Here is a 19342-nt window from a genome sequence, read left to right as displayed (position 1 = left end):
GTTCTCTTGTTATGAAGCTTAAATAAAAGCGTAGAAAGATATAATCTTGCTATTTTATCAGTTATCTATCGGATAAAATAGCGCCATCACTCGCATACTGTTACGCACGTAAACGACTAAGCAGACTCTGCCACCATATGCTCGCTAAAATAGCGTAATAATTCTTGAACCATTGTCACACGCTGTTGTGGTGTTTCGAGTTTATCGGCATTTTGGTAACGAATACCAGACGCACCGTTCATTCGATAACGCTGACCATCTGTCTGAATCAATTTAATAATGGCTAAGGCATCAACGGGTGTATCAGGGGCAAACTCTAGTGTCATACTACTGCTATTCGCATCGATTTTATTAATCTTCAACGGCTCCGCCTGTAAACGCAGCCCATGAATAGCGAATAGCTGCTTGGTTTGATCTGGTAGCATCCCAAAACGGTCAATCATTTCAGTCCGAATATCCATCAGCGCCTCTTTATCATCGGCATTACTAATGCGTTTGTAAAACAACAAGCGCTGATGCACATCGTGTAAATACTCTTCTGGTATCAGTGCTGAACTGTGTAGATTAATCTCGCTGGTGAGTGACAATGGCGTACTCAAATCAGGCTCTTTGCCTGCTTTTATCGCCTTTGTTGCACGCTCTAACATATCCATATATAAACTGAAACCAACTACTTGCATGTTACCACTTTGCTGCTTACCCAGTATCTCACCTGCCCCACGAATCTCTAAGTCTTCACTTGCCAGCATAAACCCAGCGCCCAATGTATTGGCACGTTCAATCGCATGTAATCGACGTTTCGCGTCGCCTTTTAGACCTTTAATAGAAGGCACCAGTAAATAACAATAAGCCTGATGATGACTACGACCAACACGACCACGCAGCTGATGCAGCTGTGCCAAACCAAACTTATCAGCACGCTCAATAATAATGGTATTAGAGTTTGGCACATCGATGCCTGTTTCGATAATGGTCGAGCATACCAGTACATTGAATTTTTTGTGATAGAACTGCTGCATCACTTGTTCGAGCTGGCGCTCTTGCATTTGCCCATGTGCCACACCTACACGTGCTTCAGGAACCAACTCACGAATGGTCTCTGCCATGCGCTCAATACTCGCTACATCATTATGCAGTAAGTACACTTGCCCACCGCGCAATAACTCACGCAAGATAGCCTCTTTCATCAAGGCTTCTGTCTTTTGCATCACAAAGGTTTTGATCGCAAGACGGCGTGCCGGTGGTGTTGCGATAATTGACATATCACGCATGCCTGACAACGCCATATTAAGCGTCCTAGGGATAGGCGTTGCCGTCATAGATAAGCTATCTACATCGGTCTGAATGGCCTTAATACGCTCTTTATGACGCACACCAAAGCGATGCTCTTCATCAACAATCATGAGACCTAGATTAGAAAATTTCACATCAGGTTGTAACAACTTATGGGTACCAATGACAATATCAACTTTACCCACTGCTAAATCCGCCAATACCGTATCTTGATGCTTTTTGCCGCCAAATCGTGATAGCGTTTCTATACGTATCGGCCAATCCGCGAAGCGATCACGAAAATTGTCTTCATGCTGACCTGCCAACAGTGTGGTCGGCACCAACACCGCCACTTGATAGCCAGCACTAACTGCAATAAAAGCGGCGCGCATGGCAACTTCGGTTTTACCAAAACCAACATCGCCACAGATAAGGCGATCCATTGGCTGGTTTTGTCTCATATCTTCTATCACTGCATGAATAGCATTGGCTTGATCGGGTGTTTCTTCAAACGCAAACTGGCTAGCAAATAGATCATACTGCGCAGGGTCTATTTTAAAATGAATACCAACTTTGGCTTCACGCCGTGCTTGCATATTAAGCAGTTCAGCAGCGACGTCGTGAATTTGCTCCAATGCTTTTTGCTTAGCCTTGTCCCATTTACCATTACCAATCTTATGCAGTGGCGCAAGCGCTGGATCACCACCGCTATAGCGATTGATCATTTGCAAGTTCGCAACTGGTACATAAATACTGGCATCATCGTCGTATTTTAAGTGAATAAACTCTTGCTCACCATCACCCACATCTAAGGTAATCAAACCGTTATAACGCCCAACGCCGTGCTCAATATGAACAACAGGACTGCCTTCTGTTATCTCGGTCACACTTTTTACCAAAAACTCTTCTGACACTCCGCTTTGACGACGGCGGCGTGTTTGTAATACTTGCCGACCAAACAGCTGTGTCTCACTAATCAATGCCAAACGTTCTGGCACATACACTCCGCGCTCAATAGGCGCAATGGTCAAACCAACCTGTGGTAATTTATTCTTGCTAGCATTATGCGTCTTATCGGATGATAAAAACGCCTCAAAGCTGTCATAGGCTTTGATATCGATTTTACCTTTAAACAGCTCAATCAAAATCTCACGACGACCTGCTGTTTCAGCAACGATTAACACAGGTGTCGCCGTTTGCACTTGTGTCTCTAAAAAATCTAACAGCTCAGTAAGCGGTTCAGCTTTTTGATGATTTACTGCCAGCTGCGGCGGCTTTTGCGCACTTATCGTGACTAACCCTTGTTGCTTACTCTGAACCACCTCATCACGTACACTTAAAACGACACGCGGATAGTGATTGAGGTTTTCATTAAGGGTGTTGGACAATAAATAGAGCAACTCAGGGGCGACGATTGGCTTATCAATGTCATGACGACGCTCTTCATAACGGCGCTGAATTTGTGACCAATAGTCTGCCTGTTTTTCAGTTATCAACTCATCGGTGATGAATAACGCATCGCTTGGTAAATAAGCGAACAAGCTACTCTCAGCTTCCCACTCTTTTATATCAAAAAACAATGGCTGATAATATTCAAGTCCGCTGCTCGCGATACCTGCCATCACATCTTTGTGTAGCTCAAATTTACGACTACTGGCATTGGGGAACATCGCGGCAAAATTGGTACGAAAAGTCTCACGCCCTTCATCGAGTGGAAACTCTTTTGCGGGTAGTATTTGAAATTTCTGAATGGGTTTTGAGATATCTGGCAATTTATGCAGTAGTGATAGTGACTCTTTACCCATACTACTGTCATTGCCGCTCATCATTGACTTGAGATCATCAACGGTTAATGTGCGCTGAGTCTCCGGATTAAAAAATCGAATCGTCTCAATCTCATCATCGAACAAATCAAGACGCAGCGGAAACGGCTGACCCATAGCAAAAATATCAATGATACTACCACGCACAGCAAACTCACCTGGCTCAAAGACATTATCAACAGCTCGGTAGCCTGCCTTTGCTAGCAGTCCACGTTGAACATTAATATCAAACTGATCGCCAACGCTCAAATCAAAATGCTGACCAATTAACCAGCTAGGCGGTGCAACTCGGTGCATCAGCGTTTGTACCGATATCAATAATACACCTGATGTTGGCATATCAGTCAATAGGTTGATACGCTCACTGACGATGTCTTGATGCGGTGACAGCTCATCATACGTCAGTGTCTCCCAATCAGGAAACACATAGGCATCGACCCCGCTAAATGCCAACTCAGTCTCTATCTGATTGAGCTGGTTTTGGTCGCGTGTTACCACGACTTTTAGCCGATCCGCAACATCTCCTATCGACGTTTGCATCAAACTTGCCAGCCATAAACTACTGACAGCCCCATGCACAGGCGCTAACCAACGCCGCTCAGCATTTTGGATAGGAAACAACTGCTGGTTAATCGGGTCAAACGCGTCAGTCAAAGCAGTGATAGGCATAAAGAATAAGGTCAAAGTTAAGAGTCAGATAGCTATTATACGAATATTTGCGCAATTACCAAAACTAATTTACAGGTTTAGGGGCAGCTACGATTTGACAAAGCCAAACAGTTTGTTAATATGGCACCCTTTTGAAAATTACCGTTTTAAGCTTACTTTTTATGGTTAGCATTTGATTATTTGTATATAAATTTTTATATATTATCTCAAATAAATATCTCCTATAAACACGTCTAACTGAGTGTCAACTATTCAGTAGATTGTACTCGTTATAACCCTGTAAAAGCATTTTTACGTCACCTAAAATCTAAAGCTTGTAGCTGCCAAAAACTATTGATTATCAATGAATAGTCGATACTTTGACGGTGTCCAGCTCAGCTAACTCATCAGGAGATTCGTCACCTATGAACGAGCAAAAACAGATCCCAAAGCACCTTCTCGACAAGTTTCGCCGTAGACTTTATACCACTGAGCATAAAACGGGTGAAAACAACACTGAAATATTAGGTTTAGATTTACACAGACCTGTATTCTTCTTTACCGCTATTGCCGTGATCGGCTTTGTATTGTTTGCATTATTACTACCTAATACAGCTAACGCTTGGCTTAATGGCACCCAAGATTGGGTCGTCAATAGCTTTGACTGGCTGTTTATCAGCACAGCTAATATCATGGTGATATTTAGTCTGATATTGATTGTGTCCCCCTATGGAAACATCCGAATTGGCGGTATAAATGCCAAACCTGATTTCAGTCGGCGCTCGTGGCTCTCGATGCTGTTCGCTGCTGGTATGGGTATCGGCCTCATGTTTTGGAGTGTGGCTGAGCCATTAGCTTATACAAGCGGTTGGGCAGGTACACCACTTGGGGTGGCAGCAGACAGTCCTGAAGCTTACCGTGCTGCTATGGGTGCAACTATGTACCATTGGGGTTTGCACCCTTGGGGTATCTATGCAGTTGTTGGTTTATCATTGGCCTTATTTGCTTATAATTTTCGCTTTCCATTGACCATGCGCTCTGTATTCTATCCTATTTTTAAAGAAAAAACGTGGGGACTACCTGGCCATATTATTGATATATTGGCCGTACTAGCGACGATATTTGGTTTAGCAACTTCATTAGGTTTGGGTGCCCAACAAGCAGCCAGCGGACTCAACTATTTATTTGGTTGGGATTTCGCGGGTAATTCACTTGAGGTTGTCATTATAGTTGTCGTCACTGCTCTTGCCACCATATCAGTGGCACGCGGTCTAGATGGTGGGGTCAAGCTGTTGAGTAACGTTAATATGTTAGTCGCTTTAGCTCTACTGCTATTTGTATTTTTTGTTGGCAACTCACTGGGACTACTAAGCCAAATTGGCACTACCGTCGTTGATTATGCCACTTATATTATTCCCTTATCTAATCCTGTAGGCCGCAGTGACGGTGATTTCTTTCATGGTTGGACCGTGTTTTATTGGGCATGGTGGATCAGCTGGTCACCATTTGTAGGTATGTTTATTGCTCGTATCTCAAAAGGCCGTACTGTACGTGAATTTATTACCTCGGTGATGTTAGCCCCTACGCTTGTGACCATCGTCTGGATGACAGTATTTGGACAGTCAGGATTGAGCCAATACGACAATCAAGTTGGCGAGCTGGCAGGAGGGGTTAGTGATGCCTCATTAACCTTGTTTCAGATGTTGGCAAATCTTCCTCTAGGAACCATTACCTCTTTAATTGCTATTATTCTAGTGATGGTGTTTTTTGTGACTTCATCAGACTCAGGCTCTTTGGTGGTTGATACGATTACCGCAGGTGGTAAGCTTGAAGCTTCTATATACCAGCGTGTATTTTGGGCTGTTGCTCAAGGTTTTATTGCTATTGCGCTTCTTTATGGCGGCGGAGCACAAGCCCTAAAAACCATCCAAGCAGGCTCGGTAAGTACAGGCTTACCTTTTACCTCAGTATTGATCGTGATGTGTATTAGCTTATGGCTTGGCTTACGTAGAATTTATAAGGCGCGTGAGCAAATGCTCTCGGAGCTTGAAAAATACTAACGAATTGCTTATTTTTAACCCAAAAAACCCAGTTCTGTCATTGAACTGGGTTTTTTCTTTATAATCGTTTGTAATATATAGTTGTTTGTGGTTGTGTTAGATTTAAACCAACGACAATCTACGCTATTAAAGGCTCATCACTTGCAATAATACCGTTATTATCTGCGTAAACATACATACCTGATGTTAAGGTTAAATCGCCAAAGCTAATTTCAATATCAGTTTGCCCCTCGTCACGACGATTCGATTTACGCGGGATACAACCAAGTGCTTTTACCCCGATATCCATTGCAGCCATATCATCCACATCGCGCACACAGCCATATACGATGACACCTGACCAGCCATTATCGATTGCCGCCTGCGCAATCATGTCACCTAACAGTGCACAGCGCATCGACCCTCCACCATCGACGACCAATATTTTGCCATTGCCATCCTTATCTCTACCATCACTGTTTAACAACGATTTCACGCGACTATTATCTTCAAAACACTTAACTGTAATAATTTCGCCACAAAATTTGTCTTTGCCACCAAAACTATAAAACGACTTACCTTCGATATTTGGCAAGCAAACTTGCGACTTAGGGTTAGCATCTAATAAATCACACGTCACAAAATTATCTTTATTCATTGTTTGTGATTCTGGCATCATGTTTGGCATGGTTACACTCCTTGTTATTTGTCATTCAGTGCTACTTTTAAATCTTTACTTCATTTTTTACTTAGGCTATTTATTAACACTAGTCATCGCAAGCATCTGCTTATTTTCGATAATATCGGTCGTTTTAATCGTAGGACCAGTACGATACTTACTACGTTCATAGATATCATGTGCGCTCATTACTATTGCACTAGCAACACGTTTAGCGGAAATAGGATGTAGTGACAATGACTCTGACACGAGAGGTGATATTAGCTTAAAAGCCTTTTGACCAATACTTTCAAGTGGCCGGCCTTTATGCTTGCCGAGCAACAATGAAGGACGGAAAATCACGAGCTGTGTAAAACCCAATGATATAATGGACTGCTCAGTTTCAGCTTTGACTCGATTGTATAAAAAACGGCTGCTAATATCGGCATTCATGGAGGACAATAAAAAGAAGTTTTCAACCCCTTTATCTTGGCACAATTGAGCAAATCTCACATTATAATCATGGTCAACTTTTCTAAAAGCTTCATCACTACCAGCCTCTTTTTTGGTAGTACCAAGGCAACTAAATGCATCAGTCTTACGATCAGCACCAACGCTTGCAAATATTTCAGTTAAGTTGTCAAAATCGTTTACCTGATAAAAACGCATACGGGCATTGATATAGCGTGGTGGACGCCTTGCAATCACAATTAACGTGTCATAAAGCTCACTAAGTTGCTTAACAAGATACTGCCCTACCAGCCCTGTTGCACCAATCACAATTGCTTTTCGCTGCATACCCTATCCATTTATATAGTGTTAAAAATTTTGTAGTGATGCTAAATTTTGTATTTCATAAGCCCATCACTTTAGGCAGTGTCCCCATTTTAAAAGTAATACTCAGAGTGAGGACATGCCTTAGTATCATACCTAAATTAATACATAACTGACGGTATTCTATAAAATATATTGTAAAAGTTGTTATCAACCGTCGGGAATTATAAGTCTCCCTTAATACTTTTAGGCCTAAAAGGTGCTACAGAACTCTAATAACCACTAGAGAAACCGATAATTCATATGCTAGCATAACTTCTTTTACTATTAATCATCAAACTTATTGTTCTAAGCTCAATAATTTGCTAAGATAACCGGCTTTACACGTCAACGCTGTTTAATTATTCCAAACAGTTACGGCGATTGCGATGCACTATTAATATTAGATGCTTTAATATTAGACATCGATATCATGTTTGACGAGAGGCTGCTCGTCACCGGTGATTGTTAAACCTTTTTACACCCAACATTCATATTTTATCTGTCTTTATCAAGGAGATACGCGTGGCTAATACTGCACAAGCTCGTAAACGCGCCCGTCAAAACACCAAACGTCGTCAGAACTCTGCGTCACAACGCTCTATGGTTCGTACTTACTTAAAACGTGTTGATGCGGCTATCACAGCTAAAGATTATGATGCGGCTACCGAAGCTTACAAAAAAGCGGTACCAGTTCTTGATCGTATGGCTGACAAAGGTATTATTCATAAGAATAAAGCTGCTCGTCGTAAGAGCCGCCTAAACAAAACAATCAAAAGCCTACAAGCTTAAGATTTGTCACGTTTAGACCCTATCACGCTGTAATAGCGTGATAAAAAAGACCTTATCCTAGCGATGAGGTCTTTTTTATGCGTGTCTAAAAACGGATACCATTCACAAAAATGAGAGCTTTGGGGAAAACGATTGTCAGAAAAACCATTGCAATAAAAACAGGTACTACGCACTGTCGACTACACAGATTTGACACTGCTAATCGTACTTTTTGGCATTGTTGTTATAAGAAACAATCACTCCCATTTTGCTGCTGGTGGTAATAATAACTTGCTTGGATGATGTCCTGCTGCACAGTAGCCTTCTAATAGAGTATTGATTTGACGAGTATAGAGCACACCGCGCCAAACAAAATGAGCGCTTGCCTGCTCAAAAGGTTTGTCATCAAACCACAAAAACACCCCTTCCATCATCTTTGGCCAATCATTCCAATCAATTTCAATGACATCAAACATCACCGCTAAAAATGCAGACAGTAAAGTATCATGGCTGACAGCAAGCATTAAATGCCCGTGCTGTGGCTGGTTCTGATAGAACAGTGACAATATATCAAGACCACCTTGATAAGCATTTTTGGTCCCTTCAAGATTGCCTTGTAAAAATCGATTGATGAAGTTAAGCACACCCACTTCTTTGAATATGGGATTGGCAATATCAGGCTCAGTAACTAGGCTACCAGGCTCTACCAATAATGACTGGTGCGAGATATCCCGTTTTAGACCTGCCCCTTCTTGCATCAACTCGGCAGTATCAACACAGCGACCAATCGGGCTTGAAATACTATCGACATCGAGTGAATACTGTAGATTCCCTCCTAACCAACGTCCCCAAGACTTTGCTAATACACGACCTTTCGGCGTCAGTGGCAACTGATAACTGGCAAAACCATTACCATCAGAACGCTCACGCAGAGAGTGTCTAGTAAATAGAATCAGGCGCTTATTTTCAGGCAATAAGCTGACTGAGGGAATCATACTGTCAGGCAGGTGCGAGGGCGCCGGTGCGTTACGAGTGTGACTCATAAGCTTTTCAGCGGGAGTTTGTGAGAGTGTGCTATTCGTATTTTGGCTCATGGTAGCAAGCGTAGCAGATTTTATGGTAGTAATGAATACCATAACTGTTTAAGTGTTGGATAAATAGACGTGATGACACTTGATTCATTCAGAAGCGATACTGGCAGACCTACCAACATACTCGTCCTACCGATATAGAAACCCGTTAACTGATCAAATTGAGGATGTTTTCAATTTAAATGAGAACACAGCCTAACCTGTATCGATGGCTCTAACCGATATCGATGACTCTATCCCATGCAAACTCTAATGCGGTACTACTCACCTCGTTTGGATAAGCACGAGGATTAACAACGACCCGTGTTTTACCAATCTGATAATCAAAAGCCTCGTGAGTGTGGCCATGTACCCATAATTCAGGCGCCCATGGCTCTTGCATCCATGCCGAAAAATCACTAACAAAAGCTGCATTGCTAGGTAAGGATGCATATTTTTCAGACACAGACAAAGGGCTGATACTATGGTGGCTCATCACGACAGCTCTTTTTCCCAATTGTTGTGCCGTTATAAGTGACTGTTTTAACCATTGACGTTGTTTTGCATGTAATTGCATGGAAACTTCAGGAGAAAATAATGTGTCACCTGCATAGATTTGAGTGTAATCACGCATAAATTTTTTGACTGCTACCATAGTATCCTCATTGGCTTGATACTGGTAATCGGTCCAGAGAGTACACCCTAAAATCCTGACGTCCCCAATATCAACATGACGACATTGTAGTACACGCAGTCCTTGATCTAAAACCTCGTCATAGTTATCCCATATTGCTAATTTTTTATCAAAGCTCAACACATCTTCACCAAAGTACTCATGGTTGCCCGTAATGGTAATGAGTGGTACATGTAAGCGCGCAGCTTGTTCTTGCAGCCATGGCATACCGTTATCGCTGTTTGCTGTATCTCCTGCCACTAATACTACATCTGCGTTCGTTTTAGGAATGTGTCCTACCGGATGTGACTGACGAGCATAACTGTCGATATGTAAGTCACTCAAAATTTGTAATTTCATATATGTCAACATCATTGAATAAACATAAATAGTTTAGCACCTTTTTACTTACCAACAAAAAGTAAAAAGACAGCGAGTTTGGCTGTCTTTTTTTATATCTTGGAGTTATTTAGTGCTATGTACCGTCAGATACTTTGTAGTATCAACTGCAACTTAGCAGCAGGATCTTCTGCTTGAGTGATGGAGCGTCCAATCACAAGATAGTCTGAACCATCTGTTAATGCTTGCTTCGGCGTGCAAATGCGTTTTTGATCATCAGCATTGTCTTCTAACAAGCGAATACCAGGAGTTATTAGTTTAAAATCTGCTCCACATAAAGCTTTAAGAGTCTTGGCTTCTTGTGCTGAGCAAACCACACCATCAAGCCCGGCTTTCTTGGTCAATTGTGCCAATCGACTTACTTGTGCATCTAAACCATCAGTAATGCCTGTTTGCATCAATGCTTCGTTATCCATAGAGGTCAAAACAGTCACTGCTATCAGTAATGTCTCATAGCCACCATCTAGCAATCGCTGCTTTGCTAGCGACATAGCTTCGAGGCCTGCACTGGCATGCACGTTGACCATCCATACACCTAGCTCAGCTGCTGCCAAGACGGCCTGTGCGGTAGTATTGGGAATATCATGAAACTTCAAATCTAAAAATACATCAAAGTTGCGCTGATGTAGTGATTTAACAATCTCAGGACCACAACGAGTAAAGAGCTCTTTGCCTACTTTTAGACGACACAATGCTGGATCTAATTGATCAGCCAGAGCTAAAGATGCCTCCATGGTCATATTATCTAGAGCAACGATGACTGGAGACTTAGTTATATCATTCATAGTTTTGCCATATCAGAGTTATGAAAGAAGTGTAGATAGTTTAGCTGCAAACTTCTTGCTTGTCGTTAATCACGCTTAGACTTAGTAAGCGTAGACCCTTCATCTAAATCATTGACCATAACATCATCTGTATTCCTTGTCGCAGACTCATAACCATCTTCATCTAGCGTTGACGCATTCGCCTGACGATCAATCACGATATTAGCTTGCTCAACTTGCTCTTTCAGATTCTTATTGAGTTTATGCAAACGAGAAATCTCCCATTTGTTCTGTAAGACACGGAAAATAAGCAATGCCAATAGGATACCAATAACAATACCAAGCATTAGACAAAGTATTAGTAGTAGCCCTAAATTCATCGTAGGTGCTTGCGAAAATAATAGATTTACGCCGACTTCAGTATTATTCGTCAACACCAAACCAAGTGAATAAGCAAAGCTCAAAAACAATAATACAAATAATATAAAACGCATGAGACAGTTACCTCAGTTTGGAGTGTTATTTATACTTTTAGAATACCATTTCAAAAAAAGCACAGAACAAAGCATTTTCTAAGAAATGCTTTACTCAATAATTAGAATTAACCGTTGGCAACAGTATCATTAACTGCTTCACGTAGTGCTTTACCAGGTTTAAAATGAGGTATGGCCTTAGCAGGTACTGGCACGCTCTCTCCTGTCTTAGGATTACGTCCTAAACGGGCGCGGCGATGATGTAGACAAAAACTACCAAACCCTCGAACCTCTACTCGACCATCATTGGCTAGAGTATGGGTCATTAGATTCAATATTTCACGTACTGCGTCATCGACCACGGTATCAGCCATGTTGTCACAGTTCGCACTCAAATTACTAATAAATTCAGACTTATTAATTGCTTGCTGCATTATTACGCTTGCCTTGTAAATTAATGGATAAAATGATTGTGAGTCACAACGATATTTATTTGTTATTTCAATAGCAACTTTTTTAGATATTAATCTTAAAGCCATATATCTATGAAATATCATTCATATGAAAATTAAACGTTTAAGACACTATAATCGTTCTACATAAATGGTTACTCAATGCTGCAAATGATAACGGATATCATAGTAAATGCAAATAAGAGTTTGCCCATATTGGATAAAAATATCGCCAATGAATCTCAATGTTAAAAGTTATTCATAAAAAAAAGCGACCGGAGTCGCTTTTTTATTACTTAAATATCAATAATTTAGCAGCTTACTGCATTTGTTCTTTGATCAAATCACCAATAGTTTTTGGTTGAGCTTCAGAACCAGTAGCGGCAGTAGTACTTGTGCTGCTTAATTCTTTAATCGCTTGACGCTCTTCAGCTTCGTCTTTCGCTTTGATAGACAAGTTGATGTTGCGTGTTTTACGATCAACACTGATGATTTTAGCTTCAACATCATCACCAACATTCAGATGCTTAGTTGCATCTTCAACGCGGTCACGTTGAATTTCAGAGGCACGTAGGTATGCTTCTACTTCGTCAGCAAGTTCGATAGTAGCGCCTTTAGCGTCTACTTCTTTTACTTTACCATTAACGATAGCACCACGGTCATTGTTGACTAGGTATTCGTTGAATGGATCAGAGCTTAACTGCTTAACGCCTAGGCTGATACGGTTAGCTTCTGCATCTACTGACAATACCATTGCTTCAACGGTGTCGCCTTTGTTGTAGTTACGGATAGCATCTTCGCCAGTTTCGTTCCAAGAGATATCAGATAGATGAACCAGACCATCAATACCACCATCTAGACCGATAAAGATACCGAAGTCAGTGATTGATTTGATCGTACCAGTGATTTTATCACCGCGCTCATGTTTCTTATCAAACTCATCCCATGGGTTAGCAAGAGTTTGTTTGATACCTAGGCTGATACGACGACGTTCTTCATCGATATCAAGAATCATTACTTCAACTTCATCGCCCACTTGAACAACTTTTGATGGGTGGATGTTTTTGTTGGTATGGTCCATTTCTGATACGTGTACTAGACCTTCGATACCTTCAGAAATCTCAGCAAAACAACCATAATCAGTCAAGTTGGTTACGCGTGCTTTAACAACGCTACCCACTGGGTAAGTGCCGCCAACGTTATCCCAAGGATCAGTACCAAGTTGTTTTAGACCTAAGCTTACGCGATTGCGCTCACGGTCAAACTTCAATACTTTAACTTTTAGGTCTTGACCCACTTCAACCACCTCAGATGGGTGCTTGATACGGCGCCATGCCATGTCAGTGATGTGCAATAGACCATCAATACCACCTAGATCAACGAACGCGCCGTAATCAGTAAGGTTCTTAACGATACCTTCGATTTCGATACCTTCTTCAAGCTTGTTCAATAGCTCTTCGCGCTCAGCTGAATTTTCAGCTTCCATAACTGCACGACGGCTAACTACAACGTTGTTGCGTTTTTGATCAAGTTTGATAACTTTGAATTCTAGCTCTTTGCCTTCAAGATGCGTCGTATCACGGATAGGACGTACATCTACCAATGAACCTGGTAAGAATGCGCGTACTGAACCGATATCTACAGTGAAACCGCCTTTAACTTTGCTTGAGATAATACCTTTTACGATTTCATCATTATCAGCGATTTTTTCAAGGAAGTTCCAAGTTTCAACACGTTTGGCTTTTTCACGTGATAGCAAGGTTTGACCCATGCCATTATCAACTGCTTCAACCACAACATCAACACTATCGCCAACTTCAACTTCAAGTTCGCCTTCTTCGCTTAAAAACTCTTCACGAGCGACAATACCTTCAGATTTCAGACCAGTATCAACAGTGATCCAGTCGCTATCGATGGCTACAACAGTACCAGTGATAACTGAGCCACGCTCAATATCCAGACCTGTTTCTTCGATGCTCGCTTCAAATAGTTCAGCAAATGATTCCATTATGTCTACCTTTGTATAGCCGTATCCTGTCCAGCACAGTACGGATCAAATTTATGATTGCATAAAACGAGAATACTGGTTTTATATCTCATGCAATCATATATAAAAACCTTTGTTGTTAATAAGCGCATTGTAGAACAAACTAATTAACAACAACTGTCTTATATTAAAAAAATTATATTTACCGTGCAAAACTCTATCTTTGCTAAGTTGTCTAAACCCTGTCAATTTTCGCAGGTATGATTTTATACCAAAACCCAACCTGATAGCAAAGCTTTTAATGCTTAATATATTGTTTTTATTAACTATTAAAAAATATACCTTTAATCTGACAGTGTTGCTTAACTTGATCATAAACCGTATCAGCATCTAATGTTGAGCTGTCTAATCGTAACGCATCTTCTGCAGGCTTTGATGGTGCTGTTGTCCGGTTTTCATCACGATCATCACGGGCCTTAATTGTGGTTAAGATTGCGTCAAAATCTGCTGCTTGCCCCGCATTTTGTAGCTGTGCTACACGGCGTTCCGCACGCGCTTTCGCACTCGCTGTCAGAAACACTTTAACATCAGCATCTGGAAACACAACGGTCCCCATATCACGACCATCCGCTACCAGTCCTGAGCGAGTTGCCATATCCTGTTGTAACTTTAGCAATGCTTCGCGAACTTTGGGAAATATAGCTATTTGTGATGCATAACCGCCAACGGTTTCATTACGCACTTGCTCACCAACAGTCTCACCATTGACAAGAATATCGACACGCCCTGACTGATTATTAGGTACGAATGCAATTTCTAAGCTCTGCGTCAGTTTTAATACAGCTGCCTCATCAATGGCTTGGCTGGCATCTGCTGCAATCAACCCTGCTTCGAATGCTTTAAGCCCTACAATACGGTATAAAGCACCTGAATCAAGCAGCTGGTAATTCAATGCTTGGGCTAGACGCCACGTGACTGTACCCTTACCTGCACCACTTGGCCCGTCGATACAAATAACTGGGTAACGTTGTGATTGCATTGGGTTGGCATTATTGTCAGAGCTAACCTCATTAAGTGTAGAATTATCAGATGTAGAAACGGTCATAATACTCACTTAAATAGTAGACAATACTTATACAGCTCACTGTTAGCAATGGATCAATATTTACTTGTTTATCAAATACTTGATAGTAGATATATAATCACATTAACAAATAGGGCAATATTATAGCAAAGAAACGATAGCATCACTAGCAGCAAGATACTTATCTTGTTAATTACTTGTTTTCTCTTTGCTTTTTGCTAATTTTCGACGTTCGCGAAAAAAGGTTTTAAGCATCTGACTACTATGCTTGCTACACAGACCACTATGCACTCGAATATTATGATTATAAAAAGGCTGTATGGATAAATCCATCTGACTACCAACCATACCTGCCCTTGGCTCGCTCGCTGCATATATTAGTCTATCAACACGAGCATGAATCAAAGCGCCAATACACATTGTGCAAGGCTCTAGGGTCACATAGAGTGTTGTCTGTAATGGCAGGCGGTAGTTCTGTAAGCGCGTACAAGCATCTCGTAAAGCGATAATTTCGGCGTGTGCCGTCGAGTCATGTCGCCCAATCGGCTCATTAAATCCTTGTCCAATGATCTGATCATCATGCACCAAAATCGCGCCTACTGGCACCTCTCCGCATTCAGCACCTTGCCCAGCAAGCTGAAGGGCTTTGTGCATCCACTTAGCATCTTCGATAGACCAAAATATACTGGTTTTTATCTGATGTTCGGTTGGCAGAGTATTACTAGTAAGATTATCAACTAACGAATAGGTACCTAAATTCATATGCTTAATACTTATCATTTACTGTGGCAGTTGCCAATCAATCGGCGTTTGACCATACTGCACTAAGTAATCATTGGTCTTAGAAAACGGTTTAGAGCCAAAAAACCCACCTCGATTCGCAGCAAGTGGTGACGGATGCACAGCTGTTAAAACGAGATGTTTGTCAGTATTAATATACTTACCTTTTTTCTGTGCTTTACTACCCCATAATATAAATACAGTGTGTTCTGTTTGTTCATTAACCACATCAATCACTGCATCAGTGAACTGCTCCCAACCTTTATTTTGATGACTGTTTGGCTCACCTTCTTTTACCGTCAGCGAACTATTAAGTAGTAGTACACCCTGCTGTGCCCAGTAGGTTAAGTCACCATGCGCAGACGCACCGATACCGATATCACTGGCCATCTCTTTCAGCACATTATTTAATGACGGTGGCTTAGGAATCGCTTTAGGTACTGAAAATGACAGTCCCATGGCTTGTCCTGGGCGATGATAAGGATCTTGCCCTAGTATCACGACCTTAACACTAGATAAAGGTGTCAAATTAAAAGCGTTAAACATCAGTGGTGCAGGCGGATAAACACTATCCTCTGATTGATAAGCTTCTTTTAAAAACGCTCTCAGCTTGTCCATGTTTTCAGATGTTAACTCCTCTGCTAACGCAGTCTTCCAATCTATTGGCAATCGCACATTATCTAAAATTGCCTGCTTTTGCTCTGGGGTTTTGGTTGCTTGCTCATCAAACAGCTCCATCATATATCCTTTTTTATTTGTTATAACCGTTTATGTACCTACTTTATGGCTCATGTGACAATCAATACATATGACAATTAATATTAGATTGGTTCTATTATGAATTATAGCAATAAAAAAAACGGCTACCGCAACAACATGGTAACCGTTTTTATCGTGCTTGTTTAATATTTACAATATGTTGCTAATACAACAATCAGCTGGCCACTGATTCAGAATCAGAATACGGCTCATGAGTCTCAACCACCGTCAAAGTGATGCGACTGTCTTCTGTTCCTTTATCTATAGACTTATCAAGCTTAACCGTATCATTCTGTGTCTCGTTCATCTCACTAGGTTCTAAGGTTAAATGCACCACCCCACCATTAACTAACTCACCAAACAAAATCATGCTAGCTAGTGGTTTTTTGATTTCATCCTGAATCAAACGTTGCATTGGACGGGCACCCATCAAGCGGTCATAGCCTTTCTCAGCCAGATAAGTACGCACATCATCATCAATCTCTAATGTCACTTGTTTATCATCAAGTTGGACTTGTAACTCAACCAAGAACTTATCAACCACTGATACCACTACTGACGTATCCAGTGGATTGAACTGAATAATAGCGTCAAGACGGTTACGGAATTCAGGAGTAAAAACGCGCTTGAGAGACTCTGTATTATCACGACTGTGGTCTTGTTCAGTAAAGCCCATAGACGAGCGACTAATACTGTCAGCACCAACGTTGGTGGTCATGATAACGATAACCTGTTTAAAGACGGCAACACGACCATTATTATCTGTCAATGTTCCATGATCCATAACCTGTAATAACAAGTTAAAGACATCAGGATGCGCTTTTTCAATTTCGTCAAGCAATAACACACAATGTGGATGCTGGTTAATTTTTTCGGTAAGCAAGCCACCTTGATCGTAACCAACATAACCTGGAGGCGCACCAATCAGACGTGAAGCAGTATGCGCTTCCATATATTCTGACATATCAAAACGCACCAACTCAACACCAAGCAAATTAGCTAACTGACGTGACACTTCCGTTTTACCAACTCCAGTTGGACCGGCAAACATAAACGATCCAATTGGTTTATCTGGTGATTTTAGACCCGCACGAGATAATTTAATAGCATCTGCTAAGGTTTCAATCGCTTCATCCTGACCAAATACGAGATGCTTAAGGTCACGGTCTAAGTGCTTCAGCATACTCTTATCATCACTAGATACAGACTTGGGCGGAATACGTGCAAGCTTAGCTACAATGGCCTCAATATCCGCCACATCGATTTTCATTGGTGGTTTCTTCTTGGTCTTAGCCGCTTTTGCCTCACTGGTTGATTGGAGAGGATCATCAACTTTTGCAGTGTTTGTTTGGTCCTGTGTTTCACTACTAGTAAAATCATTGTCAATTTCACTATCGCTCTCTTCATTCAGGCCTTCTTCATCAGCCTCAATTTGCGCATCAAAGTCTTGCTCTATATCCGCAATAAAGCTTTCTTCTGCATCGATATCATTGGTATCAGGAATCACACCTAGACGCTTATATGCACCCGCTTCATCGATCACATCGATTGCTTTATCTGGTAAAAAACGCTCGTGAATATGTTTGGCAGATAGCTGAACGGCTGTAACCAATGCCTCATCAGTATATTCAACATTATGGAACTCTTCATAACGTGGTTTTAGACCGCGCAAAATATCGATACTGTCATCAACGCTAGGCTCTTTTACATCAATTTTTTGGAAACGACGAGAGAGCGCATGGTCTTTTTCAAATACTTGACGATACTCAGTAAATGTAGTCGAACCAATACAACGTAGCTCACCGTTAGCCAGTGCTGGCTTGATTAAATTAGACACATCCATATTGCTACTCATTGACGACCCTGCGCCAATAATCATGTGAATCTCATCGATAAACAAAATAGCATTGGGTTTTTTCTTTAGTGCGTCTAACAGTGATTTCATGCGTTTTTCAAAATCGCCGCGGTATTTAGTACCTGCAATTAACGAACCAATATCAAGACTATAAATCACACAACCATTAAGTGGCTTCGGTGCTTTATCGTTGATAATCAACCATGCCAAGCCTTCAGCAATAGACGTTTTGCCAACACCAGGCTCGCCGACTAGCAATGGATTGTTTTTGCGGCGACGACACAATACTTGTGCCGCACGCTCAATCTCAGAAGTGCGTCCGATTAATGGATCTGTTTTACCTTCCGCAGCACGTTGATTTAAATTGGTCGCGAATTCAACTAATGGGTCCTTGCTAGTCTTCTCTGAAGTATTACGACGCTCACCAGTCATAGAGGCACGTGGCTCAGATGGCTCTTCTTTATCTTGACCATGTGACAAGTATTGAGTCAGCTCAAGGCGACTGATACCTTGCTTTTTGAGCAAGTAAACAGCATACGTATCATGCTCTGAAAACATAGACACCAAAATATCTGAGCCTTCTACCAAACGTCCACCACCGATAGACTGCACATGAAAAATAGCACGCTGCAGGATACGATCGAAACTTTGAGTTGGCTGTGGTGACTGCTCTGTATCTGCATCTATCGTTGGCGTGTGCTTATTAATATAAGCTTCTAGCTCAGTACGCAGCGTTGAGACATTTGCATTGCAAGCAGTCAATGTATTAGCAGCATGTGTATTTTCTAACAATGCTAGTAGTAAGTGTTCAACAGTAAGATACTCATGCGATTTTTGACGCGCAAGTGTCATTGCTAAACGCAAAGAAACTTCAAGATGACGACTTAACATAACAACTTCCTACGGTTATACCTATCTTTATAATTGATAGCTTTATAAATGAGTTAGTAAGTAAATCAGGGCGATAGATGGATTGTTCAAGGGTAAAGTTTGTATTATTAAAACATCTTACCAAACGGCAT

At 41.3% G+C, this 19342-nt stretch carries 15 protein-coding genes; 2 read left to right on the top strand and 13 right to left on the bottom strand.

Translation table 11 applies throughout. From position 1 onward, the window contains the following. Nucleotides 1-116: 116 nt before the first annotated feature. Nucleotides 117-3764, bottom strand: coding sequence for a transcription-repair coupling factor (mfd, locus tag ACT3RN_RS03530; protein WP_192992153.1), 3648 nt, complete (start codon nucleotides 3762-3764; stop codon nucleotides 117-119). A gap of 404 nt (nucleotides 3765-4168) precedes the next feature. Here mfd and ACT3RN_RS03525 point away from each other — a divergent pair, with 404 nt between their 5' ends. Next, complete coding sequence (locus tag ACT3RN_RS03525; RefSeq protein ID WP_192992152.1) at nucleotides 4169-5803, top strand: BCCT family transporter; 1635 nt, start codon at nucleotides 4169-4171, stop codon at nucleotides 5801-5803. A gap of 118 nt (nucleotides 5804-5921) precedes the next feature. Here the strand turns inward: ACT3RN_RS03525 and rraA are convergent, their stop codons facing one another. Both rraA and ACT3RN_RS03515 read right to left on the bottom strand, forming a co-directional pair. Then, the gene (rraA, locus tag ACT3RN_RS03520) at nucleotides 5922-6458 is read right to left on the bottom strand and encodes a ribonuclease E activity regulator RraA (protein ID WP_192992156.1); all 537 of its coding nucleotides are present in this window, start codon (nucleotides 6456-6458) and stop codon (nucleotides 5922-5924) included. A gap of 78 nt (nucleotides 6459-6536) precedes the next feature. After that, nucleotides 6537-7238, bottom strand: coding sequence for an NAD-dependent epimerase/dehydratase family protein (locus ACT3RN_RS03515; protein WP_192992151.1), 702 nt, complete (start codon nucleotides 7236-7238; stop codon nucleotides 6537-6539). 540 nt (nucleotides 7239-7778) lie between these two features. Here ACT3RN_RS03515 and rpsT point away from each other — a divergent pair. Continuing rightward, nucleotides 7779-8045, top strand: coding sequence for a 30S ribosomal protein S20 (gene rpsT / locus ACT3RN_RS03510; protein ID WP_192518422.1), 267 nt, complete (start codon nucleotides 7779-7781; stop codon nucleotides 8043-8045). A gap of 236 nt (nucleotides 8046-8281) precedes the next feature. On the opposite strand, the gene ACT3RN_RS03505 is transcribed toward rpsT, so the two are convergent. From ACT3RN_RS03505 to ACT3RN_RS03460, 10 genes are all read right to left on the bottom strand, one after another. Continuing rightward, the gene (locus ACT3RN_RS03505; protein WP_192992150.1) at nucleotides 8282-9118 is read right to left on the bottom strand and encodes a histidine phosphatase family protein; all 837 of its coding nucleotides are present in this window, start codon (nucleotides 9116-9118) and stop codon (nucleotides 8282-8284) included. Nucleotides 9119-9329: 211 nt separating this feature from the next. After that, the gene (locus ACT3RN_RS03500; protein WP_226945104.1) at nucleotides 9330-10127 is read right to left on the bottom strand and encodes a metallophosphoesterase; all 798 of its coding nucleotides are present in this window, start codon (nucleotides 10125-10127) and stop codon (nucleotides 9330-9332) included. A 125-nt stretch (nucleotides 10128-10252) separates the two neighbouring features. Further along, the gene (gene pyrF, locus ACT3RN_RS03495) at nucleotides 10253-10951 is read right to left on the bottom strand and encodes an orotidine-5'-phosphate decarboxylase (protein WP_192992148.1); all 699 of its coding nucleotides are present in this window, start codon (nucleotides 10949-10951) and stop codon (nucleotides 10253-10255) included. 65 nt (nucleotides 10952-11016) lie between these two features. Continuing rightward, entirely contained in the window at nucleotides 11017-11424 is a 408-nt protein-coding gene (locus ACT3RN_RS03490) for a lipopolysaccharide assembly protein LapA domain-containing protein (protein WP_192992147.1), read from the bottom strand. A 107-nt stretch (nucleotides 11425-11531) separates the two neighbouring features. After that, entirely contained in the window at nucleotides 11532-11837 is a 306-nt protein-coding gene (locus tag ACT3RN_RS03485) for an integration host factor subunit beta (RefSeq protein WP_192518417.1), read from the bottom strand. A 337-nt stretch (nucleotides 11838-12174) separates the two neighbouring features. Then, nucleotides 12175-13863, bottom strand: a complete 1689-nt coding sequence (gene rpsA, locus ACT3RN_RS03480; RefSeq protein WP_192518416.1) for a 30S ribosomal protein S1 — start codon at nucleotides 13861-13863, stop codon at nucleotides 12175-12177. Nucleotides 13864-14164: 301 nt separating this feature from the next. Next, complete coding sequence (cmk, locus tag ACT3RN_RS03475) at nucleotides 14165-14881, bottom strand: (d)CMP kinase (protein WP_192992155.1); 717 nt, start codon at nucleotides 14879-14881, stop codon at nucleotides 14165-14167. Between the two features lie 234 nt (nucleotides 14882-15115). Continuing rightward, nucleotides 15116-15688, bottom strand: coding sequence for a tRNA adenosine(34) deaminase TadA (gene tadA, locus ACT3RN_RS03470; RefSeq protein ID WP_225739072.1), 573 nt, complete (start codon nucleotides 15686-15688; stop codon nucleotides 15116-15118). An 18-nt stretch (nucleotides 15689-15706) separates the two neighbouring features. After that, the gene (locus ACT3RN_RS03465) at nucleotides 15707-16444 is read right to left on the bottom strand and encodes a uracil-DNA glycosylase (RefSeq protein WP_192518414.1); all 738 of its coding nucleotides are present in this window, start codon (nucleotides 16442-16444) and stop codon (nucleotides 15707-15709) included. Nucleotides 16445-16640: 196 nt separating this feature from the next. Further along, nucleotides 16641-19211, bottom strand: coding sequence for an AAA family ATPase (locus tag ACT3RN_RS03460; RefSeq protein ID WP_192992146.1), 2571 nt, complete (start codon nucleotides 19209-19211; stop codon nucleotides 16641-16643). Nucleotides 19212-19342: the final 131 nt, after the last annotated feature.

Source organism: Psychrobacter sp. AOP5-GZ1-6 (assembly GCF_052376345.1).
GTDB lineage: Bacteria > Pseudomonadota > Gammaproteobacteria > Pseudomonadales > Moraxellaceae > Psychrobacter.
This window is presented reverse-complemented; position numbering and strand designations above follow the sequence as displayed.